Origin of the sequence: Nocardia violaceofusca NBRC 14427, from assembly GCF_963869435.1 — a bacterium.
In the GTDB taxonomy this organism is placed as follows: domain Bacteria; phylum Actinomycetota; class Actinomycetes; order Mycobacteriales; family Mycobacteriaceae; genus Nocardia; species Nocardia aobensis.
In genome coordinates this window covers 154,221-175,477 of record NZ_CAWMPM010000022.1, presented here as the reverse complement: position 1 = coordinate 175,477, position 21,257 = coordinate 154,221, and the positions used below count along the sequence as shown (strand labels likewise).

At 67.7% G+C, this 21,257-nt stretch carries 17 protein-coding genes; 10 read left to right on the top strand and 7 right to left on the bottom strand.

The window, feature by feature from the left end; all coding sequences use genetic code 11:
- Positions 1 to 5: 5 nt before the first annotated feature.
- A complete protein-coding gene (locus AC5592_RS18160) occupies positions 6 to 1,172 on the bottom strand; it encodes a thiolase family protein (protein ID WP_063064917.1) in 1,167 nt (388 codons plus the stop codon).
- A 221-nt stretch (positions 1,173 to 1,393) separates the two neighbouring features.
- Between AC5592_RS18160 and AC5592_RS18155 the strand changes: the two genes are divergently transcribed.
- From AC5592_RS18155 to AC5592_RS18145, 3 genes are all read left to right on the top strand, one after another.
- Positions 1,394 to 2,908, top strand: a complete 1,515-nt coding sequence (locus AC5592_RS18155) for a hypothetical protein (protein WP_063064916.1) — start codon at positions 1,394 to 1,396, stop codon at positions 2,906 to 2,908.
- Between the two features lie 44 nt (positions 2,909 to 2,952).
- Positions 2,953 to 3,792: a DUF72 domain-containing protein gene (locus tag AC5592_RS18150; RefSeq protein WP_036509023.1), complete on the top strand. Its 840-nt coding sequence runs from the start codon at positions 2,953 to 2,955 to the stop codon at positions 3,790 to 3,792.
- An 86-nt stretch (positions 3,793 to 3,878) separates the two neighbouring features.
- Positions 3,879 to 6,413: an MFS transporter gene (locus AC5592_RS18145; RefSeq protein WP_063064915.1), complete on the top strand. Its 2,535-nt coding sequence runs from the start codon at positions 3,879 to 3,881 to the stop codon at positions 6,411 to 6,413.
- On the opposite strand, the gene AC5592_RS18140 is transcribed toward AC5592_RS18145, so the two are convergent.
- Complete coding sequence (locus tag AC5592_RS18140) at positions 6,386 to 6,877, bottom strand: hypothetical protein (RefSeq protein ID WP_063064914.1); 492 nt, start codon at positions 6,875 to 6,877, stop codon at positions 6,386 to 6,388. The genes AC5592_RS18145 and AC5592_RS18140 overlap by 28 nt on opposite strands.
- A gap of 387 nt (positions 6,878 to 7,264) precedes the next feature.
- Between AC5592_RS18140 and AC5592_RS18135 the strand changes: the two genes are divergently transcribed.
- Genes AC5592_RS18135 through AC5592_RS18125 form a run of 3 tightly spaced genes read left to right on the top strand, consistent with a single transcriptional unit; the run spans position 7,265 to position 10,733 of the window.
- Entirely contained in the window at positions 7,265 to 8,314 is a 1,050-nt protein-coding gene (locus tag AC5592_RS18135; RefSeq protein ID WP_063064913.1) for a helix-turn-helix domain-containing protein, read from the top strand.
- Positions 8,311 to 9,714: a pyridoxal phosphate-dependent aminotransferase gene (locus tag AC5592_RS18130; protein WP_063064912.1), complete on the top strand. Its 1,404-nt coding sequence runs from the start codon at positions 8,311 to 8,313 to the stop codon at positions 9,712 to 9,714. The genes AC5592_RS18135 and AC5592_RS18130 overlap by 4 nt, the downstream gene beginning before the upstream one ends.
- A complete protein-coding gene (locus AC5592_RS18125) occupies positions 9,711 to 10,733 on the top strand; it encodes a Rossmann-fold NAD(P)-binding domain-containing protein (protein ID WP_036509009.1) in 1,023 nt (340 codons plus the stop codon). Before AC5592_RS18130 ends, AC5592_RS18125 begins: the two co-directional genes overlap by 4 nt.
- Here AC5592_RS18125 and lipB read toward each other — a convergent pair.
- The 3 genes from lipB to AC5592_RS18110 all read right to left on the bottom strand — a co-directional run bounded on the left by lipB (position 10,676) and on the right by AC5592_RS18110 (position 13,235).
- Positions 10,676 to 11,326, bottom strand: coding sequence for a lipoyl(octanoyl) transferase LipB (lipB, locus tag AC5592_RS18120; protein WP_051025431.1), 651 nt, complete (start codon positions 11,324 to 11,326; stop codon positions 10,676 to 10,678). The genes AC5592_RS18125 and lipB overlap by 58 nt on opposite strands.
- A gap of 62 nt (positions 11,327 to 11,388) precedes the next feature.
- On the bottom strand, positions 11,389 to 12,618 hold the full coding sequence (locus AC5592_RS18115; RefSeq protein ID WP_083871434.1) for a DUF475 domain-containing protein: 1,230 nt from the start codon (positions 12,616 to 12,618) through the stop codon (positions 11,389 to 11,391).
- A gap of 122 nt (positions 12,619 to 12,740) precedes the next feature.
- On the bottom strand, positions 12,741 to 13,235 hold the full coding sequence (locus AC5592_RS18110; protein WP_232329415.1) for an aggregation-promoting factor C-terminal-like domain-containing protein: 495 nt from the start codon (positions 13,233 to 13,235) through the stop codon (positions 12,741 to 12,743).
- 398 nt (positions 13,236 to 13,633) lie between these two features.
- Here AC5592_RS18110 and AC5592_RS18105 point away from each other — a divergent pair, with 398 nt between their 5' ends.
- From AC5592_RS18105 to AC5592_RS18095, 3 genes are read left to right on the top strand one after another with little or no spacing between them, the layout of a single operon-like run.
- The gene (locus tag AC5592_RS18105; protein ID WP_063064910.1) at positions 13,634 to 14,143 is read left to right on the top strand and encodes a MarR family winged helix-turn-helix transcriptional regulator; all 510 of its coding nucleotides are present in this window, start codon (positions 13,634 to 13,636) and stop codon (positions 14,141 to 14,143) included.
- A gap of 13 nt (positions 14,144 to 14,156) precedes the next feature.
- Positions 14,157 to 16,853 (top strand): MFS transporter, encoded by a 2,697-nt coding sequence (locus AC5592_RS18100; protein WP_084506835.1) that lies wholly within the window; start codon positions 14,157 to 14,159, stop codon positions 16,851 to 16,853.
- On the top strand, positions 16,850 to 17,671 hold the full coding sequence (locus tag AC5592_RS18095; RefSeq protein ID WP_036509014.1) for a YceI family protein: 822 nt from the start codon (positions 16,850 to 16,852) through the stop codon (positions 17,669 to 17,671). The genes AC5592_RS18100 and AC5592_RS18095 overlap by 4 nt, the downstream gene beginning before the upstream one ends.
- A gap of 22 nt (positions 17,672 to 17,693) precedes the next feature.
- Here the strand turns inward: AC5592_RS18095 and AC5592_RS18090 are convergent, their stop codons facing one another.
- A complete protein-coding gene (locus tag AC5592_RS18090) occupies positions 17,694 to 18,026 on the bottom strand; it encodes a hypothetical protein (protein ID WP_036509016.1) in 333 nt (110 codons plus the stop codon).
- A gap of 203 nt (positions 18,027 to 18,229) precedes the next feature.
- Positions 18,230 to 19,405, bottom strand: a complete 1,176-nt coding sequence (locus AC5592_RS18085) for a PucR family transcriptional regulator (protein WP_063064909.1) — start codon at positions 19,403 to 19,405, stop codon at positions 18,230 to 18,232.
- A 249-nt stretch (positions 19,406 to 19,654) separates the two neighbouring features.
- On the opposite strand from AC5592_RS18085, the gene AC5592_RS18080 reads away from it, so the two are divergent.
- Positions 19,655 to 21,199: a long-chain-fatty-acid--CoA ligase gene (locus tag AC5592_RS18080; RefSeq protein ID WP_063064908.1), complete on the top strand. Its 1,545-nt coding sequence runs from the start codon at positions 19,655 to 19,657 to the stop codon at positions 21,197 to 21,199.
- The last annotated feature ends 58 nt before the right edge of the window (positions 21,200 to 21,257 follow it).

The following is a 21,257-nucleotide window of genomic DNA, read 5'->3' as shown; positions in this document are numbered from 1 at the left end:
GATCCTCAGAGCCGTTCGATGACGGTGGCGTTGGCGAGCCCACCGGCCTCGCACATCGTCATCAGGCCGTAGCGGCCGCCCGACTGTTCGAGGTGGTTGACCAGCGTCGCGAGGATGCGGACGCCGGAGGCGCCGAGCGGATGCCCCAGCGCGATGGCGCCGCCACGGGGATTCAGCTTGGCCGGGTCGGCGTTCAGTTCGCGCGCCCACACCAGCGGGACGGGCGCGAAGGCCTCGTTCACCTCGTAGGCGTCGATGTCGTCGATCGACAGACCGCCACGGGCCAGCACCTTCTCGGTCGCGGGGACGACCGCGGTCAGCATCAGCAGCGGGTCGTCGCCGGTGACGGCGAAGGAGTGGAAGCGGGCGCGCGGGCGCAGACCGAGGGCGGCGGCCTTCTCCTCGCTCATGATCAGGGCCGCGGAGGCGCCGTCGGTGAGCGGGGAGGAGTTGCCCGGCGTGATGGACCATTCGATCTCCGGGAAGCGGGCCAGATACTGGTCGTCGGCGAAGGCCGGACGCAGACCGGCCAGCCCCTCGACGGTGGTGGTCGGACGAATGGTCTCGTCGGCCTGCAAGACTCCGGCCGCGACGATCTCGCGATCGAATCCGCCCGCCGCGGCGGTTTCGGCGGCCAGCCGGTGTGACCGAGCCGCGAATTCGTCGAGAGCGGCGCGGTCGAACTTCCAGCGCGCGGCGATCACTTCGGCGGAAATGCCCTGCTGCACAAGGCCTTCGGGGTAGCGATGGGCGATCGGGCCGCGATTGGCATCGGCACCCTGGCCGTTGGAGAACATCGGGACCCGCGACATCGACTCCACGCCGCAGGCGATGGCGATGTCGTAGGCGCCGGCGATCACGCCCTGCGCGGCGAAGTGCGCGGCCTGCTGGCTGGAGCCGCACTGGCGGTCCACGGTGGTGGCGGGAACGGCCTCCGGAAATCCGGCCGCGAGCACCGCCGTGCGGGCGATGTTGAACGCCTGTTCCCCGCTCTGGGTCACACAGCCGGCGATCACGTCGTCGACCAGTGCCGGATCCAGGTCGTTCCGTGCGACCAGGTCGGACAGCACTCCGGCGAGCAGGGTGGCCGGGTGGACCTGGGACAGGCCGCCACCGGTTTTTCCCTTACCGGACGGGGTCCGGACGACATCGACGACGACTGCCGTGGTCATAGCCACTCCGATCGATCAAAGTTACTTGAGGTTCTTCTATAAGTTAACACCGATTCGCTTCTTTTCCGAGAGTGGGCCCGGTTTGCCGGCGCTCCGCGGCCCGGCAGCGGCGCGGCTCGCGGACGTCGTCGGCTGCTGCGCGCTCCCCGGATGTGGCAGACTCGGCACGGCACGATGCGGCCGGTCGACGACCGTATGCGGAAGGTGATGCGGGAGTTGGGATGGCGAGTGCGCTGAGCGCGATCGAACAGCAGGTGGCCGACCACAGACGGGCCGCCGCCCAGGAACGTTCGGCCGAGGCCGAACTGCGCCTGGCGACGTCGCTGTGCGAGCTGGCCAGGGCCTGCCTGGACACCAAGGCCGAGGGCGCCGACCGCGACCGCGCGCCCGCCGCGCTGGAACCCGCCCAGGAGGCCGTGCTGATCCGGCTGCACTGGCTGACCGCCGGTCATGTGACCGCGCAGTTCGCCGGGCAGGTCACCGAGGCGCTGCGACTGTTCGAACAGGCCGCCCGGACCATCGGCCATCGTGAACTGGCCACCGCGACCATCCGCCAGGCCTGCGACGCGTATCACCAAGTGGCGCAGAACTATCCGATGGCGGCCGGAGTGTGCGCCGACGGTCTGTCCAAATGCGGGGTGTGGCTGTGCCGGCTGGATCCGGAGTCGGCGGTGGCGGCCAGTGCCGAGGCGGTGCGCATCCGCGCGGGCCTGTTCGCCGCCAATCCCGATCAGGCGGGGCGCTATCTGGCCAGCCTGAACATGCTGCTGCGCACCCTGATGATCGGCCGCGGGCGCAAGCAGGCGTTGGCGACCTATCGCGAACGGTATTCCGCGTGGACCACGCCGGAGATGACGACCCGGCTGCGGGAGACCTCGATCGACGAACTCGAGTTCACCAGCAAAACCCATGCCGCCCTGGTGAAGTTGGAATGTCCGACGCTCGAGCGGGCCGGATATCTCACCCAGCAGCAGATTCTGTACCAAACCGCCGGTGATCTGACCACGATCGAGGAGATCAACTGGAAGCTCGGCCTGGTGGGGCTCAAACCCCTCGCCGCCGGTGCGCTGGCTGACCCGCCGTCCAAGCCGATGGAGATCGCGACTTCCTACGGTGCGTTGAGTGTGCGCTGCGCCGCCGCCGACGCCGTGGCCCGGGTGCGCGCGGCGGTGATCGAGGCCTATGCCGCCGACGGCGCGCATCCGGTGGACAGCAGCGCCTTCGCCGGAGTCGGCGAAACCCATTGGCATATGCCCGATCCCGCCCTCAACGCCGCTCCGGACCTCGGTGACGACGTGGTGCTGCTGCAGCGCGCGGGCAGCTGGGTGCATGTGCTGAGCCTGTTCTGGGAACTCGCCCCCACCGGCAAAAATCCTCTGGCGCTGCGGCTTTCGCGGCAGTGGCCGGTGCTCGCGGTCAACACCATCGAGAATCTGACCTACGAATTGTGCTGGTACGCCGACGGTGCCGCCCGGCAGTTCGCCGCCCTGGGGCGACCGGCCGGGCAGGAGCCGCTGGACGAACCGCTGGCGCCGTTGGATTTCGCGATGCTCGCCGACTACGGCGCCGACTACGCCTCCGAAACCCAGGTCCGCGCGGCGTTCGGCAACTCCGGCATGTTCGCCAAACTGACCAACCTGCCCGCCAGCGGTATCCGGCAGGCCGGGCAGGCGCGTGCCCTGGCCGACTACGGCGACCAGATCCTGTTCTTCCGCGGCGGCGCACCGCAGAGCTGATCCGCCGCGCGGTGTTGTCACCGCCGGCGGATACCGTCGACACCATGACACTCTCGGTCGGATGCGCGCAGTGGACGCACGAGGCGTGGCGCGCGTATCAGCCGGATTCGCGGCGGCGCCTGGGCGGATATGCCCGGTACTGCACCGCGGTGGAGGGCAACACCACCTTCTACGCGACGCCGAATCCGGCCACCGTGCGGTCGTGGGTGGATCAGACACCCGAGGACTTCCGCTTCGTGCTGAAGCTGCCCAGAACCATCACCCACGAGCGCCGGATGCGCGGTGCGGAAACGGAATTGGCGGAATTCCTGCGCGCGGTCGAACCACTCGGGCCGCGCATTCACGCGCTGTGGGCGCAATTGCCGGCCTCGTTCGGGCCGGACGATCTCGGCGTGCTCGCCGGACTGCTGCACCGCCTGCCGCGCCGGTATCGCTGCGCGGTCGAGGTGCGCCACCGCGCCTTCTTCGCCGATCCGGAGGCCGCCGGCCGGTTGGAGTATGTGCTGGAACGCGTTGGCGCCGAATGGATTCCGTTCGACACCACCACCCTGTTCGCCGCGCCGCCGCGCAGCCCCGGCGAGTACGAGGCGAGCGCGAAGAAGCCGCGGCTGCCGCGCCGCTTACGCGCACTGACCGAATATCCGATCGTGCGGTATCACGGCAACGACGATATCGAGGCGACCGTCGCCGGCTGGCGGCCGTGGCGCGATCTCGTCGTCGAGTGGTTGCGCGAGGGGCGGTCACCGACGGTCTTCGTTCACACTCCGGACAACGCGGATTCGTTACTGCTGGCCCGGCGGTTCTACGATGACGTGCGGTCCGCCGGCGCGGAGCTTCCGGCTCTCGTGGATCCGGCGCCGATCGGGCCGATGACCTTGTTCTGAGGAAACGAACGACCGCCGTACGCCCTCTGTATACGCTTCGAATCAACTCCACCACCCACGGCCGAACCGAAACAGGGCTTGGAAATATGACCACTTCGACCACCCGGGAGCCGGCGGCGCAGCCGGCCCCGGGCCCCGCGCCGAGCACTCTGTCGCATCGGCAGATTTTGACTATTTTGTCCGGTTTGTTGCTGGGGATGTTCTTGGCGGCGCTGGATCAGAATATTGTGAGTGTGGCGATCGTCCGGATCGCGAATAGTTTGCATGGTTTCGATCAGCAGGCGTGGGCGACGACGGCGTATTTGATTACGGCGACGATTTCGACGCCGTTGTACGGCAAGTTGGCCGATATCTATGGTCGGAAGCCGTTCTATCTGTTGGCGATCGGTATTTTCGTGGTGGGTTCGGCGGCGTGTACGTTCGCGACGTCGATGTACGAGTTGGCGGCCTTCCGGGCATTCCAGGGGCTCGGCGCCGGTGGGCTGATGTCCTTGGCGTTCACCATCATCGGGGATATCGTGCCCGCTCGCGAACGCGTGCGGTACCAGGGCTATTTCATGATGGTGTTCGGCACCGCGACGGTCGCCGGCCCGGTGCTCGGCGGCTTCTTCTCCGATTACGACACGCTGTGGGGTATCGACGGCTGGCGTTGGGTGTTCCTGGTGAACGTCCCGATCGGTGTGCTCGCGCTGGCCGTGGTCGCCAAGGTACTCAACGTGCCGCACGAGCGGCAGCGCCATCGCGTGGACTGGTTCGGTGCGGTCGCGCTGGCGATCTGTGTGGTGCCGTTGCTGATCGTGGCCGAGCAGGGCCGCGGCTGGGGCTGGGAGTCACCGCGCGCGCTGCTCTGCTACGGCATCGGTGCGGTCGGACTCGTGCTGTTCGTCCTCGTGGAATTCCTGATGAAGGATGCCGCGCTGATTCCGTTGCGGCTGTTCCGGAATTCGACGTTCTCCATCACCATTCTGGGTGGTTTCATCGTCGGTATAGCGATGTTCGGCGCGATCAGTATGGTGCCGCTGTATCTGCAGGTTGTGCGCGGCTATTCGCCCACCAAGGCGGGTCTGCTGATGCTGCCGCTGGTGCTCGGCATCATGATCGGCTCGCTGATCGCGGGGCAGGTCACCAAACTGACCGGCCGCTACAAGATCCTGCCCGTGCTGGGCACCTTCGTGATCGCGTGCGGGGCGGCACTGTACGCGCAGGTGCACTACGACAGCCCGCTGTGGCAGCCGCTGGTGTACAGCGCGGTCATCGGCTTCGGCCTCGGTGGCTGTATGCAGACGTTGATCATCGCGGCGCAGAACGCGGGTCCGCGGTCGGATATGGGTGTGTCGACGGCGTCGGCGACCTTCTTCCGGCAGATGGGCGGCACGCTGGGTGTCGCGGTCTTCCTGACGATTCTGTTCAATCTGTTGCCGCACAAGATCATCGACGCGTTCGGCGGTGTGCTGCCGCCCGGCTTCGACACCGGCGAACTCGATCGGTTGCAGGCCAACACCAGCGGGATCGCGGCACTGCCGGCGCAGGTGCGCGATCCGATTCTGATCGGCTTCACCGACTCCCTGCACGGCGTGTTCTACGCCGCCGCGGGGGTGGCGCTGCTGGCCTGTGTGGTGCTGTTGTTCATGAAAGAGATTCCGCTGCAGGACAGTTCGGCGCCACCTCAGCGCGCCGAGCCGCCGCAGGACGCGCGGGCCGTAGCCGAAACCGAAGCCGCCGAGTCACCCGAACCCTGGGAGCGGGAGCCGTCGTGGGAGGCGGACGGCGAAGCCGCGCGCCCGGAATCGGCGCCGGCCCTTGCCGAACCGGCCGCGCACACCGCGTTCGCGGAGGCCGTCGGCGACGTGCCCGGCGACGCACCTGTGTCCGGACGCATCCACCGCGAAGACGGGCAATCGGTACCCGGTGCGGCGCTGACACTGATCGACCAACGGGGACACCAGGTTTCGCGCGCGACGACCGACGGTGCGGGCGGCTACCGCCTGAGCGTGCCGGACGCCGGTAATTATGTGCTGATCGTTTCCGCCGAGGGACATCAGCCCGCCGCGGTGAACGTCGCGATCGGTTCCGAACCCCAGACGGTCGATCTCACGTTGCTGGGGTCGGGGGAGCTGTCCGGCATCGTCACCGAGGGGCCGGGCCGGCCACTCGCGGGCGTGACCGTCACCCTGACCGATCGGCGCGGCGAGGTCGTCGGTGCCGCGGTGACCGGAGCCGACGGCGCCTACGCCTGTCACGGCATCGTCGCGGGCACCTACACCCTGGTCGCGGTCGCCGGACATCGCAGGCCGGATGCCACCACGTTGACCGTCCCCGAGACCGGCGTGTTGCGCTACGACATCGAACTCGCGCCGACGGCGGTGCTGTCGGGCCGGGTGCGCTCCGAGCGCGGTCCGGTCGCTCACGCGCACGTGGCGGTGCTGGATTCGGGCGGCGCGGTGGTGGCCGCCGCGTTGACGGACGGGGAGGGCCGCTACCGGATCGACGATCTCCCCGCCGGGGACTACACGGTGGTGGGTCGCGGCTATCCGCCGGCCAGTGCACGGGTGGCGGTCGACGGTGAACAGATCGCCCACGACCTGCGGCTCTGCTACGACGGCGCGGCCGACAGATCGTGATCGGCATGCCGCGGCCGGTGCAGCGACACCGGGGTGCGGTGGACATGCGGTAGGTGCGGGTGGCCTCGGACCGGGCCGTATTCGGTGGCACTCGCCCCCCGGTCACCCGGCCCGATATCCCCGGGCTCGATGTCGCCGGGGTCGATGTCATCCGGCCCGATATCGCCGGATCGCAGGGCTGTGCGGTCGAGGACCCGGGCGCACAGCCGGATCACCGCCTCGTCCAGGGTGATGCCGAGTTCGGCGGCGTGCAGGGTGGCCATCTCGACGGCCCCCAGGTCGTCCACGAAAGCCGGATCGGACAGGATCTCGTCCAGGATCATGCCGCTCAGCGCCTGTTCCTGGGTCAGAAGCTCGCCGGGCAGCCAGCTCAGCAACCACTGTCCGGGAAGGGACGGCAGGCGCTGGGCAGATTCCGGGGTGACATCGCTGGTCATCAACCAGTCGGTGATATGAAGCGTCATGGCATTCCCCTTCCACCAAGCCGGCCGCTGCGGCGGTCGTTGCCGCTCCGATAAACGGAGAGCCGGTGGCTATAGCTAAATGCTAAGGACGGCTTTCCGGGGCTGTCAACTAAGCATCTGTGCTTATCTGCGATATCTTCGGGACCTCAATGCCCATCTTCAATCAGATACGCCCAGCGAATATCTGAATTGATTACCGATGAGGGGTGTGGCGGCGTGAAAGTTGGCTCTGCGGAACGCTTTCGAGCGTCGTGTGGCAGAATCCGCAGCGAGCCGGGCACATTCGGGTTATCGGTGAGCTGCGTTCGCCGGGCGTTCATCGGAGTAATGAAAAATTGATGTTTAGCTGATGATGCGATAGGCCACATGTGATTAGAATTCCGCATCGTGACACAATCTGACCCAGACGGTGGCGAACGGATCGGCGAACTGGTGCGCCGGCTCCGAATCGAGTCCGGTCTCACCCAGGCCGCGCTGGCCAAACAGGCGGACTGTTCACGCAGCCTCGTTCAGCAGATCGAGAACGGCACCCGCGTGCCGCCGCTGCCGCTGCGGGAACGTCTGAGTTCGGCGCTGGGACAGGAACTTCCGATGGACGGCGTCGCCGGCTCGTCCGAACCCGGCGGGCATTACGACCTGCGGATGCGTTTCAACGTGCTTCTCGGCAAGGACCCCGGAGTCGTGGATCGGGTGCTGACGATCGCGCAGACCGTGCTCGACGCCCGCGGTGCGCGCGAGGAGGTGGAGCCGTTGCGCCTCATCGCCGCTCGCCAGCTCGAGCGCGCGGAAGAGCTGCTGGCGCAGATACCTTCGCGCAGTGCGACGGTGTGGGAGTGGAATACGGTCAACGACTGGCTGACCATTCTGGAACAGGCCGAACAGTCCGTGCGCGCAATCCACACCGCCGACCTGGGCACCATCGGCGGTGACGTCGGCGACGATTACCATGCCGCGATCGTGCGCCTCGCCGATGCGGTGCACGAGCCGCGAGTCACGGTGCGGCGCATGTACGTGCTGGATCGCATCGAAGATGTGTGGCCCTACGACGACAAGCTGTGGTGGCAGGCGCGCTCCGGTGTCGAGAGTGTGCTGGTGAAGCGGGAGCACGCGCGCAACGCGCAGAGCATGCTGGTCGTCGACGACCGGTATGTCTGTGTCGGGGAATACGACTACTCCCGCCAGACCCGGGTCGCGACGCGCTTCTCGGTGCTCAAACACGATGTGGCGTTCGCGGTCCGGCGCTTCGAGAAACTCTACGACCTGCGGCGCATCGGTTCGGCGATCGTGGTCAACGATCTGCTGGCCGACCCGCGGCTGGCCCGGTTCGACCGCCTGGGCGATGGTGAGGGACGGGACCTGTTCCGCGAGACGCTACTTCGCGCCTGGGACGACATCCCGACCCCCGGCCAGGCGTCACTGGAAACAGGGCGGCTGTGACGAGCGGCCCCCGGCATACCGAGCGGGCCGCCGCCGCGATGATCCTGCGTTCGGAGGAGCGCAAGAAGGAACTGCGCCGGCAGCTGTCGGAGACCGCGCCGTTTCCCGGCCGATCCGGTCGCCGGTATGACGGTGTCCTGGACGCGTATCACGGCGAGACCGGATTCGAGATCGATCCGGCGGCGGCGCGCGCCCTGCGGCGGGCGTGGAACGACCTGGCGCCGCATCGGATCCGGCGCAGAGGTCTGCCGGACTACGACAAGCGGCAACCGCTCGAGTTGCGGGAGTCGGCCGCCGCCCGCCTGTTCGACCGGCTGCACCGCCCCGCCGACGGAATGGCCGGCGTCCGGGTTCGTCCCGACGAGGTTGTCGTCTGCCCGTATTCGAGCATGCTGATGCTCGAGGAGGTGATCGCGACCGTCGTGCGTCCCGGCGGAGTGATCGTGTGCCCCGAGGGCTTCTACAAGAACTTCGCCACCCACATAGCGAAATTCGATGTGCGCGTGGTGGTTCCGGCGGCCACGCCGGACGATTCGTTCCGCATCGACCCGATCGCACTGGCCCGGGAACTGGCACGCCACGGTGATGCCGTCTGTGCCGTACTGCTGACGCTACCGGGCAATCCGGTCGTCACGCGGTACTCGCCGGACGAATTGCGGGAAATCGCAGAGGTTCTCGTCGCGGCCGATGTTCCGGTGGTCTGCGATATGGCCTTCGACCGGCTCGTCGGCGGACATATCCCGCTCGCCGCGCTGGAGGTGCCGACCGCGCACGGCTCGGTCCGGTTGTACGACCGGATGGTGACCGTCACGGGTAATTCGAAGGGCTACAACGCTTTCGGGCCGTGCAAACTGGGCGCGGCGTGCACCGGCGACGCGCAATGGCTGGAGCGTATCCGGGCGCGACTCACGATCGCTTTTCAGCGTGAGAGTACGCATCTGGTGCGCGCGGTGCTGGACCATACGCCCGACGCCTATTTCGAGCACAACCGGAAGCTGGTGCGCGAACAGTTCGACACCGCTCTGGACCGGATCGCCGCGATCGATGCCGAATTCGGGTCGAATGTTCTGCGGCCGCTGGGCTCCGGCGCGAGCATGTTCCTGTCCGTCGTCGTCGATCCCGCCCTGCTGGACGCGGCGGGAGTGGGCGACAGCGCCGAGCTCGAGGACCTCTTGCTGGCCGGTGCGGGAATCGACAGTGTCGCGCTCGGGCGCACCGGATCACCGCGGACGGGTGTGCGGCTCAACGTCCTCGCACCCCGGCACGGACCCGGCACCGAATCGCGGGAGTTGATCGACGAACTGTTCGACCGGCTCGGCGGGCTGGTCGCGGAGCTGGCCGGTGGCGCCACCTACCGCGACATCCTGCGTCGGCGCGGTCTCGCGGAGCCACCGGCGTGATCGTCGGTGTGCTGCGCGAAACCGCCGCCCGGGAACGGAGGGTGGCGCTGACGCCGGACGGAGTCCGATGCCTGATCGCGGCCGGGATGCGGGTCGTAGTGGAGGCCGGCGCCGGACGGTCGGCCGGATTCGACGACGCCGCCTACCGATTCGCGGGTGCGGCCCTCGTCGGCGATCCGGGCGCCGTCGTCGCGGCCTGCGATGTGCTGGCGTGGGTGAAGCCGACGTCCCACGATCTGCGCGCGATGTCGCGGCGGCCGCAGCTCACGCTGATCGGCTTCCAGGACCCGCTGCGGCGAGCCGCGCAGATCGCCGAACTGCGCGGTTCGGGCGTGGAATCGATTGCGTTCGAGCTGTTTTCCCACGAGGCCGGTGCCTTGGACGCGCTTTCGGCGATGAGCCGGATCGCCGGCAGGGTGGCCTACCTCGCGGGCCGGCGGCTGGTGCCGCGCACCGTGCGCAGGCCGATCCGTTCCCTGATTCTGGGATGCGGGCCGGCGGGACTGTCGGCCGTCGCGGCGGCAGCCGCCTGCGGGGCCGAACCGCCGGTAGTGCTGGGGCGTCGGCCCGAACTGCGACCGGCGCTGAACGCGCAGGGTCCCAACGTCTTTCACTGGTCCCACGACGTCGACACCGCCTGCGTCCTGGAGCGGATCCGCGCGGACAAACCGGATCTGATCTTCTGCGCCGCGGTGCGGCGTGGACAACGGGCTCCGCTGCTGGTCGACGGGACCGCACTCGACGCGCTCGGGGACGGCGCGGTCGTGGTCGACCTGACCGCCAAGGCGGGTGGCAACTGTGCGGCGACCGTCACCGACGCGACCGTGGCGCTGCCCAACGGCGTCGTGGTGACCCACCGCTCGAACTATCCGGCGCGCCGACCGGCCCCGGCCAGCCGGGCCTACAGTGCGGCGGTAACCGCCGCGATACTGCGACTGGCGGAATCCGGCCTGCCGCGTGATCAGACGGTGTCGGATGTCTTCGCTTCGAATGCTTCGGCCACGATCGGACGGACCTGATCCATTCCGGCGCCCGGTTGTTCGCGCCGCACCGACGTCATATCCACGTCGGGCAGTCCGCACGCGACGGCCCACTGCCACGGTTCCAGATCGCCGTCGACGTTCATGGCGAAGCCGTGGCTGGTGACGCCGCGGCTCTGCCGCATGCCGATGGAGACGATCTTGCGGCCCGTCTCGACGGTCCACACGCCGGTGAGCAGTTCCGCGCCCGGCGGGGTGTCGCGGCGTTGCGCCCGGATGCCCAGCCGGTCGAGCGCGGCGACCAGGCGGTGTTCCACCTCGCGGATGTAGTCGACCACGCCCTCGCCGTCACCGAGCTTGACGACGAGGTATCCGACCAGCTGCCCCGGGCCGTGATAGGTGAGCTGCCCGCCGCGGGTGGTCTCGACCACCGGAATCCCGTGGTCCGGATCAGGCAGATGCGCACTCGGCGTCCGGCGCCCGATCGTATAGACCTGCGGATGGCTGAGCAGCCACAACGTATCCGGCCGTTCGTCGCGCTGGCGTTGTTCCACCAGTTCGGCCATGCGCTCCATGGCCTTGTCGTAGTCGACGAGTTCGTCCTGGATCAGTGTCAGCGGCCGCGACCTCATGATCCGAGAATACGGCCGGGGCGGCGGGCGACGTCGGGCACCGGTCCGCGGTACGCCATTTCTCAATACGCCTCGGTGTTGAGCTTGTCTCGCGCCGGCAGCGCGTCGCCGCGCAACGTGACCCGATCGATGGGCAAGCCGCCGTCGAGGCTGGACAGCGTGCCGGTATCGCCGCGCAGCGTCAGCTCGTCACCGCCGAGGGACAGATGTTCCAGCTCGGTCTCGGCGGCAGCGGGCGCGGGGTGGCGCCGGTTGTGGACGATGCTGCTGAGGTAGGCCGCGACGATGATCCCGACTCCCAGCAGCCCGGTGACGACCTCGTTCAGGTGGTGGCCGGTGGAGACCAGCAGGATCGCCGCGAGTGCGCCGATCGCCCAGTGCGCACCGTGTTCGAGATAGATGTACTCGGCCAGCGTGCCGCGCCGGACCAGGTAGACGGTGATCGACCGGACGAACATCGCGCCGATCAGTCCCAGCCCCAATGCGATGACGATCGGATCCGCGCTGATGGCGAAGGCGCCGATCACTCCGTCGAAGGAGAACGAGGCGTCCAGCACTTCGAGATACACGAAGCCGAAGAAGGCGGCGCGACCGGTCAGCAGGGCGGCGCGGGAGGGGCCCTGGCCGGGCTGGTCGTTCTCGAAATGGGCGCCGAGGCCGTCGACGAGGAAATAGGTGGCCATGCCGAGGGCGCCGGAGACCATGACGACGTCGGCCTTGTTGTTCGGCGCGAGCACACCGGCGGTGAGCACCAGCGCGATGAGCGCGATCACCACGGTGAACATCGAGAATCGCCCGATCCGCGCCAGCGGCCGCTCGAGCCAGCTCAGCCAGGTGACCTCACGCTGGGCGCAGATGTAGTTCAGGAACAGCAGCAGCAGGAACATCCCGCCGAAGGCCGCGATCTTCGGATTGGCGTCGTTGAGCAGCGTCTCGTAGCTCGGCCGGCCGTCCGGGAAGAAGGGCGCGCCGCCGGCGGGTGGGTTCATCGCCAGCCGCAGCGCCTCGATCGGGTCCAGATGTGCGCCGATCGCTACCACCACCAGTGGGAACACCAGGCGCATGCCGAAGACCGCGATCACCATTCCCACGGTGAGGAAGATGCGCTGCCAGAACGCGCTCATGCGTTGCAGGACACTGGCATTGACCACCGCGTTGTCGAACGACAGCGATACCTCGAGAACGCCGAGGGCTGCGACCAGCACCACGGCCTCCGGCCCGCCGTACAGCACCGCGACGACGAGGGACGCCGCGGCAACCAGGAACGACAGGGCGAAAACTCGCACGAACATGCCGATGCCTTTCGTCAATTCGACACCCGCGGGGGGTATGACCTCGCGGGTTACAGCATTCAGAGTGCTCGCAACCCTGCCCTCGATTGTGACAGTTGAAGTGGTCCGGCGACAATCGACAGCTAGTACCAGTGGTGGGACTGCCAGAATGCCCACGCTCCGTCGGGGCTGCCGTACCGCTCGACCATGTAATCGTAGGTCCAGCGGATCTGGGTCACCGGGTTGATCATCCAGTCCACGCCGTGCGAGGCCATCCGCTCCGGCGGCAACGCCTGCCCGAGGCCGTAGGCGCCCGATTCCGGATTGACGGCGAACGGATTCCAGCTGCTCTCGTGGGTGATCACGTTGTCGAACGAGGGGAACTGCGGGGCCGGAACGATCGTGAGGGCGACCGTCTTCATCGGCAGGCCGAGCAGCAGACCCGCGGTGGCGGAACCGGAGGATCCCGCCGAACCCGAGGCCGAACCGGATGCCGATCCGGAGGTGTCGGCGCAGGCGGGGCCGCAGTCGGCGCCGGCCGTCGCGGCGAGGGCCGCCGGTGCTCCGATCAGCCACAGGGCGCAGAACGCGGCGAGGGCGGCGCGGCGCAGAGGGAACCCAGGTGTCGTCTCGGTCACAATTTCGCCGCCGGTCGGGGCGGGTTCCGAAGATGGCGGCAAGGTTGCCGAGCCGATCGGTGATGCGGAGGTGACCGGAAAATGCGTTGCCGAATCGGTGGGCTTCGCGGTCTGATTTGTCGGCTGGGCCGGAATTCGGGCGGGCTCGATTGGCGCAGACATGGTCAGCTCGGTCCTTCCGTGTCGACTTGCCGATCGATCAGAGTCGGAAATGCGACAGGTCGAGCAAACCACCGGTAATCCCGGGATGTCCGGATTGGGATCGGCGTGTCCGGCGCGGGCTTCCCGGGTGTGGGCCGGGGTACGTGCGAGCGGTATCCGAACGTATGTATAGTTGGCCTCAGCAACTAGTTGTACATGCTAATCAAATGCGTCGCGGGGAGTAAGGAAACTCGATCATGGTCGTCGATGCCCGTGATCCCGGCGCCGGCGTCACCGAACAGGATGTGGCCGATCGACTCGGCGGCCAGCTGATCCGGTTGATGCGGGCGATCGGCAGAACCAAATCGCACATAGCCAAGTACGGTCCGGACGGTCTGGAGCGATCGGCCTATTCTGTGCTGTTCTGCCTGGTCCACGACGGTCCGCAGCGGACGGGGAAGCTGGCGGACACCTTGCATACCGAAACATCGACCATCAGCAGGCAGACCAGATCGCTGGTGGCACACGGCTTGGTGGAACGCCGGGCCGACCCCGTGGACGGACGGGCCTGCGTGCTGGCGCCCACCGCCGAAGGGGTGCGGGTCTTCGAGGAGAACCGCCGCAACCGCAACCGCTGGCTGGCCGAGGTGATGGCCGAGTGGCCCGCCGACGATCGGGCCAGATTGACCGATCTCCTCGAGCTGCTCGTCAGCGGCATCGAAGAATCCACAGCTGAAAAGTCCACCGCAACAGCCGAATCGAATTAGGGCTTACATACACATGACGACTTCGACCAGTGAGGCTCCGCCGGCGCAGCCGAACGCTCCGACCGTCGCGCCGGCGGCGGATGTGCGACCGTCTCTGTCGCATCGGCAGATTTTGACTATTTTGTCCGGTTTGTTGCTGGGGATGTTCTTGGCGGCGCTGGATCAGAATATTGTGAGTGTGGCGATCGTCCGGATCGCGAATAGTTTGCATGGTTTCGATCAGCAGGCGTGGGCGACGACGGCGTATTTGATTACGGCGACGATTTCGACGCCGTTGTACGGCAAGTTGGCCGATATCTATGGTCGGAAGCCGTTCTATCTGTTGGCGATCGGTATTTTCGTGGTGGGTTCGGCGGCGTGTACGTTCGCGACGTCGATGTACGAGTTGGCTGCGTTCCGCGCGTTCCAGGGCTTGGGCGCCGGTGGCCTCATGTCGCTGGCCATGACCATCGTCGGCGATATCGTCCCCCCGCGTGAACGGGCCCGCTACCAGGGCTATTTCATGATGGTCTTCGGCACCTCGACCGTGCTCGGCCCGGTGCTGGGCGGCCTGTTCTCCGATTACGACACGCTGTGGGGTATCGACGGCTGGCGTTGGGTGTTCCTGGTGAACGTCCCGATCGGCGTGGTCGCGCTCGGGGTCGTGGCCAAGGTGCTCAACGTCCCGCATCAGCGGCAGAAGCTGAACGTCGACTGGTGGGGCGCGATCGCGCTGGCGATCTGTGTGGTGCCGTTGCTGATCGTGGCCGAGCAGGGCCGCACCTGGGGCTGGGGCTCCGGCGATTCGGTGATCTGCTACGCCATCGGCGCGGTGGGCCTGGTGTTGTTCATCGGAGTGGAATACCTGATGAAGGATTCCGCGCTGATTCCGCTGCGGCTGTTCAAGAATTCCACCTTCTCGGTCGTGATGATCGGTGGTTTCATCGTCGGTATCGCGATGTTCGGCGCGATCAGTATGGTGCCGCTGTATCTGCAGGTTGTGCGCGGCTATTCGCCGACCGAGGCGGGTCTGCTGATGCTGCCGCTGGTGCTGGGCATCATGATCGGCTCGATGATCTCCGGTCAGGTCGTCAAGCGCACCGGCCGCTACAAGATTCTGCCGGTGGTCGGCACCTTCCTGGTGACCGTGGGCGCGCTGCTCTACGCCCAGCTGCATTTCGACAGCGCGATGTGGCAGGTGCTCGCGATCGGCGCGCTGGTCGGCCTGGGCCTGGGCTGCTGTATGCAGACGTTGATCATCGCGGCGCAGAATGCCGGTCCGCGGTCGGATATGGGTGTGTCGACGGCGTCGGCGACCTTCTTCCGGCAGGTCGGCGGCACGCTGGGTGTCGCGGTCTTCCTGACGATTCTGTTCAATCTGTTGCCGCACAAGATCACCGACGCCTTCGGTGGACATCTGCCGCCCGGGCTCGACGCCGGCAAGCTGAACCAGCTGCAGGCCAATACCGCCGGAATCGGCGCGCTCCCGCAGCAGATCAAGGATCCGATCCTGATCGGGTTCACCAACTCGATGCACGGCGTGTTCTACGCCGCGGCGGGCGTGGCCCTGCTGGCCTGCATCGTCATGATGTTCATGAAAGAGATTCCGCTGCAGGATGCTTCGACGCCCGCCCCGGCGCCGAAGGATCCGGTCGAGACGGCCGAAGCCGAGTGGGCCGAGAACCAGGTGTGGGAGGGTGCCGCCCAGGCGCTCTCCGAGCCCGAACCGGTTCTCGCCGCCGCGGCGGCAGGTCGGCACGCCGCGGCCAACGGCCACGAATCACATCGAATTGCGGAGGTTTCGGCGATGACAAACACCCCTGTCGTCAACTCCCACGGCAGCGGCCACGCCATCGGCGGGCAGGTGCAGCGGGCCGACGGCCGACCGGTCGCGGGCGCCGCGCTGACACTGATCGACCAACGTGGACACCAGGTTTCGCGTTCGACCGGCGACAGCGGCGGCCGCTATTCGATCGAGCCGCCCGGCGCGGGTAGCTACGTGCTGATCGTCTCGGCGAACGGTCATCAGCCGGCCGCGGTGAATGTCACCGCCGACGGACGTACCCAGCGTCTCGATCTGACCCTGCAGGGTTCGGGCGAGCTGTCGGGTACGGTCCGGACCGCCGTCGCCGGACAGCCGCTGGCCGGTGCGACCGTCACCCTCACCGACCTGCGTGGTGAGGTGGTCGGCGCGGCCGTCACTGACGCGTCCGGCAACTACCTCTGCCACGGTGTGGTCTCGGGGACCTACACCCTGGTGGCGGTGGCCGAACACATGCGCCCGAGCGCGACCGCGCTGGTCGTGCCCGACAGTGGTCTGCTGCACCACGACATCGAGCTCTCGCCGATGGCGGTGCTGACCGGAACCGTGCTCGCCGACGGTGGTGCGGTGCTGGACGCGGAGGTCACGGTGCTGGATCGCTCCGGAACCCCGATCGGGACCACTCGCACCGACGAGAACGGCCAGTACGTCCTGACCGATCTCAGCGAGGGTGAGTACACGGTGGTCGCGCGCGGTTATCCGCCGGTGACCAGCCGGGTCACCGTCGGCGGCGGCGAGGTCGAGCACGATGTCCGGCTGGGTTACGACGGTGACGAGGGCGATCGCCCGGCCGCCGAGCCCACCGGAGTCGCCGGCACGAACGGTGCCGCGACGAACGGAGAACGGAACGGGGTGCGGCACAATGGTGTCGAACCCAGTGGTGTCGATCAGAACACGGAGCTGTCATGAGCGGTTTGACCGCACAGGTTCGCAATTCCGATGGCTGGCCGGTGCCGGGTGCGCTGCTGACCGTGACCGATCTGACCGGTCGCCAGCTCGCCCGGGCGGTGGCCGACGAGACCGGGGCCGCGGCCACCGAGCCGCTGCCCGCCGGTATGCACACCGCGGTGGTGACCGCCCCCGGCTACCAGCCGGTGGCGCAGATAGCGCGGATATCTGCTTCCGGCAGTGGGCAATTGGGTGCGGTGGCGTTGCAGTCGGAGGCGAGCTCCGTCGGCACGCCGGCGCCCGGCCCGTGGACCATCGACCCGGTGCATTCCACGGTCGTGGCCACCGCCCGCCACCTCGGTATCGCGAGTATCAAGGCGCGCTTCGCCGAGGTGGGTGGCCGGCTGGATGTGGCCCGGAACTTCGAGCAGACAACCGGATTCGCCGAGATCAAGGCGGCCAGCATCGATACCGGAATCGGGATGCGCGACGACCATCTGCGCTCGGCCGACTTCCTCGATGTCGAGAGCTACCCGCTGATCGGCTTCACCGGAACCGGATTGCGGCGCACCGGCGCCGATACCTGGGTGATGCCCGGTGAATTGGAGTTGCACGGACAGCGCCGCCCGGTGGAGCTGGACCTGACCTACGGCGGTTCGGGACCCGACCCGTGGGGCGGGGTCCGCGCCGCCTTCCATGCCGAGACCCATTTGCACCGCAACGATTTCGCGATCGACTACAACGCCGTCGTCCGCGCCGGCGTCGCCGCGGTGGGCACCACGGTGAAGGTCGAGCTGGATATCGAACTGGTGCAGGGAGATTCGCTGCCGCAGATGTAGCGGGCGGGCCGGCCGGGGCCGGTCAGCTCGCGTGGCGTTCCGGGACGACCCAGATGCGCTGCACCGCGGGGAATTCCGTGGTGTCGGCGTTGGGGTCGACCTCGATCTCGGGATCGAATTCCGGATACCAACGCGTCATGCCCGCAAGGGAATTCGCCGCACCGGGAATGTCGAGTTGCAGCTCGATGGTGTCGGTGAACGGGTCGATCACCGCGGCGTGGCGGGCCGGCTCCGGCGCCGCGTGGCGCGGGCGAAACCGTAGCCGATCGATGAAGTCATCGACGGAGGTGTATCCGGCCTCGTAGATCTCGGCCAGCAATCGTTCGGCGGGCGACGGGGCGTGGGATCCGCGCATACTGTCCCTCGATTTATCGATGTTTCACACTACGGTGTTGTTCAGGGGCGATGGGGGCTGTCGGGGACGCAGCCCCCATCTGACCTGATTTTGCGACAGCAGGACGCTGTGGGCATGGCGACCCGCTCTGCAAGCCCCGAGCTATCGAGGCAGTCCGAGCCTAAGCCACTTCGTGGCAACCGCACGGCATTTCGGGGGAAACTTCACTGATTCGCAGACGCGAAATTCGTTGCGCCAGGCCGTACCAGACGGTCGTATTGAATCGCCCACCACACCTGTGCGCCGGTGTGGGCCCGGCGCAGATCGCACCCGGTCAGCTCCTCGAAACGAGCGATGCGATAGCGGACCGTATTCGGATGCACGATCAGTCGCTGTGCGGTCGCCTCGATGCGCATACCGGTATCGAGATATGCGGTGACGGTATCGATCAGCGTCGTCGCCGAGCCGCTGCTGCCCAACGGCGCGAGATAGCGGCGCACGAGTTCGGCGCCCAGTTCGGGATCGGCCGCGACCCCGGGCAACAGGCCGAGACCGTCGAATTCACAGGTGCCGGTATGGCCGAGAGCGGCTGCGGTGGCGAGGGCGCGGCCCGCCAGCCGAAACGAGCGCGGGGCCTCGGCGAGCGGGCGCGGCGGCCCGAACGCAAGCAGTGCCGTACCCGGGATGTGGATCGTGCGATCGGTGAATCCGGCGTAATCCCCGTCGATCACGGTGCGGAAGGCGTAATCGGCGCCCTGGGGTCGCAGCAGACGGTCGAATTCGGCCGGCGGCGCGGCGTCGGCGCGGGCGCGGAAGGCCCGGTATTCGGCGTCGGCGCGCAGGCCGTAGCGCTGGATGCCCAACGTCAGTTCGGTGGCCGAGATCGTGCCCGCCAGCACCGCCCGGGTGAATTCCGCGCGCTGGATGCGGTCGTGGCCGGCCCGGGTGCGCTCGACCTCGTGGTGGGCGTCGGAGAAGGAGGTCGCGGCCTCGTCGACCAGGCGCAGCAGGTCCCTGGTGATCTCGAACAGCACCGCGTCGTCGGCGCCGCATTCGGCCGCGACCGCGCTCAAGGTCTCGAGATGCAGCCGTTCGGCGAGGCGCCAGGCTCGCAGCAGCGCTTCCATCGACACGTCCTGAGTGGCGCGGATGCGGCCGTAGTCGGTCATCCGGGCGCCCTCGGGCGGCTCGATATCGGCCGTACCGGCGAGGGAGGCGAACAATCGGTCCATGATCGCCGTCGTCGTCGGGAGCAGATCGGCCGCCTCGATCGTGCGGTAGTCCGGAATCTCGGCGCGGGCCCGGTCGACGATGCGGGCCGCGAGGGCGTCGCGCTCGGCCCGCATCCGCACCAGCAAGCGTTGCCGCGGGGAACTCGGGACCTCGGACGATTCGCTCATGACAGGCCCGAGGATACGACGCGCCTTTGGAGAAACCAACAAAACGCGGCCCCCGAACTTCGACACGGAATCCATGGCCGCCCGCGATGTGGTGCACGACACTCAACGGTGTTCCTCCGGACGGGTCTCGGCCGCCTCGATTTTGGACTGACGGAGCGAGGGAGCGCAGCGACTGAGCGGAGGAAGGAAAAATCGAGGCCAAGGGGCCGAGACCCCGCCGTAGCGAAGCGAAGGCAGAAGGCACAGCCTATGTATCTCACTCAGGGCCTGCACCGGGCCGTCCAGCAGAACCCCGACGGGGTCATGTCGATCTGCGGGGATCGCACCCGCACCTTCGCCGAGGGCGCCGACCGGGTGGCGCGGCTCGCCGGGGCGTTGCGGCAGCTCGGTGTCGGCGAGGGTGACCGGGTCGCGATTCTGGCGCTCAACAGTGACCGGTATCTGGAGTACGTGCTGGCGGTGCCGTGGGCCGGGGCAGCGCTGAATCCGGTCAACATTCGCTGGAGTCCGGCCGAAATCGCCTATTCGCTGGAGGATTCCGAGACCGCGGTCCTGCTGGTCGACGATGTCTTCGCCGCGATGGTGCCGGCGCTGCGGGCAGCCGCGCCGGTGCTGCGCACCGTGATCCACTGCGGGGACGGTCCCACACCCGACGGCATGCTGTCGTACGAGGAACTGATCGCCGGCGCGGATCCTGTCGAGGACGCTCGCCGCGGTGGTGACGCCCCGGCCGGAATCTTCTATACCGGCGGCACCACCGGTCACCCCAAGGGCGTGGTGCTCAGCCATGCCGGGCTGCAGATCTCGGGCCTGGGCAGCTTGTCGACCGGATATCTGGCGCAGCCCGGCGCCCGCTATCTGCATGCCGCGCCGATGTTCCATCTGGCCGACCTGGCCGGTTGTGTCACCCAGATCATGATGGGCGGCGCCCAGGTGATGGTCCCGGCGTTCGACCCCGTCGCGGTGATGACAGCGATTGCCGAGCATCAGGTTACGGATACGCTGCTGGTGCCGGTGATGATCCAGATGATCGTCGACCATCCGCGGGTGAGCGATTTCGATCTGTCCAGTGTGCGCGGCATCGTGTACGGGGCCTCCCCGATCGCGCAGGCCGTGCTCGAGCGCGCCATGCGCGCGTTCCCGCAGGCGCGTTTCGCCCAGGCCTACGGGATGACCGAATTGTCGCCCGTGGCAACGCTGCTCGGTCCCGACGACCACCTGGCCGGACGGTTGCGTTCGGCGGGCCGCGCGGCTCCGCACGCCGAGGTGCGCATCGCCGACGCCGAGGACGACGAGGTGCCGCGCGGGACCGTCGGCGAGATCCTGGTGCGCGGCGGCCATGTGATGCTCGAGTACTGGAACCGGCCCGAGGAGACCGCGGCGGCGCTACGCGGCGGCTGGATGCACACCGGCGACGGCGGCTATATGGACGACGAGGGCTATGTCTACATCGTCGACCGGATGAAGGACATGATCGTCAGCGGTGGCGAGAACGTGTATTCCGCCGAGGTGGAGAACGCGGTCTCCGCACATCCGTCGGTGGCGGCGTGCGCGGTGATCGGTGTCCCGGACGAGGAGTGGGGCGAGCGGGTGCACGCGGTGATCGTGTGCCACGCCGGCGCCACCGTCACCGTCGAGGAGATCCGAGACCACGCCAAGCAGTTGATCGCCGGCTACAAGGCTCCGCGCACCATCGAACTGGTCGACGCCCTGCCGGTCTCCGGTGCCGGCAAGATCCTCAAACGGGAACTGCGCAAACAGTATTGGGGCGAGGCGGAGCGGCAGGTCCACTGAGCGTGTCAGCGCAGCAGGCCGGCCAGGTGCGGTAGCGCTTCGACGGGATGGGCGGCGC

Excerpts from the sequence above, each read along its gene's own strand:
- AC5592_RS18160 (WP_063064917.1), bottom strand. The coding sequence starts at position 1,172 with ATGACCACGGCAGTCGTCGTCGATGTCGTCCGGACCCCGTCCGGTAAG.
- AC5592_RS18155 (WP_063064916.1), top strand. The coding sequence starts at position 1,394 with ATGGCGAGTGCGCTGAGCGCGATCGAACAGCAGGTGGCCGACCACAGA.
- AC5592_RS18150 (WP_036509023.1), top strand. The coding sequence starts at position 2,953 with ATGACACTCTCGGTCGGATGCGCGCAGTGGACGCACGAGGCGTGGCGC.
- AC5592_RS18145 (WP_063064915.1), top strand. The coding sequence starts at position 3,879 with ATGACCACTTCGACCACCCGGGAGCCGGCGGCGCAGCCGGCCCCGGGC.
- AC5592_RS18140 (WP_063064914.1), bottom strand. The coding sequence starts at position 6,877 with ATGACGCTTCATATCACCGACTGGTTGATGACCAGCGATGTCACCCCG.
- lipB (WP_051025431.1), bottom strand. The coding sequence starts at position 11,326 with ATGAGGTCGCGGCCGCTGACACTGATCCAGGACGAACTCGTCGACTAC.
- AC5592_RS18115 (WP_083871434.1), bottom strand. The coding sequence starts at position 12,618 with ATGTTCGTGCGAGTTTTCGCCCTGTCGTTCCTGGTTGCCGCGGCGTCC.
- AC5592_RS18105 (WP_063064910.1), top strand. The coding sequence starts at position 13,634 with ATGGTCGTCGATGCCCGTGATCCCGGCGCCGGCGTCACCGAACAGGAT.
- AC5592_RS18100 (WP_084506835.1), top strand. The coding sequence starts at position 14,157 with ATGACGACTTCGACCAGTGAGGCTCCGCCGGCGCAGCCGAACGCTCCG.
- AC5592_RS18095 (WP_036509014.1), top strand. The coding sequence starts at position 16,850 with ATGAGCGGTTTGACCGCACAGGTTCGCAATTCCGATGGCTGGCCGGTG.
- AC5592_RS18090 (WP_036509016.1), bottom strand. The coding sequence starts at position 18,026 with ATGCGCGGATCCCACGCCCCGTCGCCCGCCGAACGATTGCTGGCCGAG.
- AC5592_RS18085 (WP_063064909.1), bottom strand. The coding sequence starts at position 19,405 with ATGAGCGAATCGTCCGAGGTCCCGAGTTCCCCGCGGCAACGCTTGCTG.
- AC5592_RS18080 (WP_063064908.1), top strand. The coding sequence starts at position 19,655 with ATGTATCTCACTCAGGGCCTGCACCGGGCCGTCCAGCAGAACCCCGAC.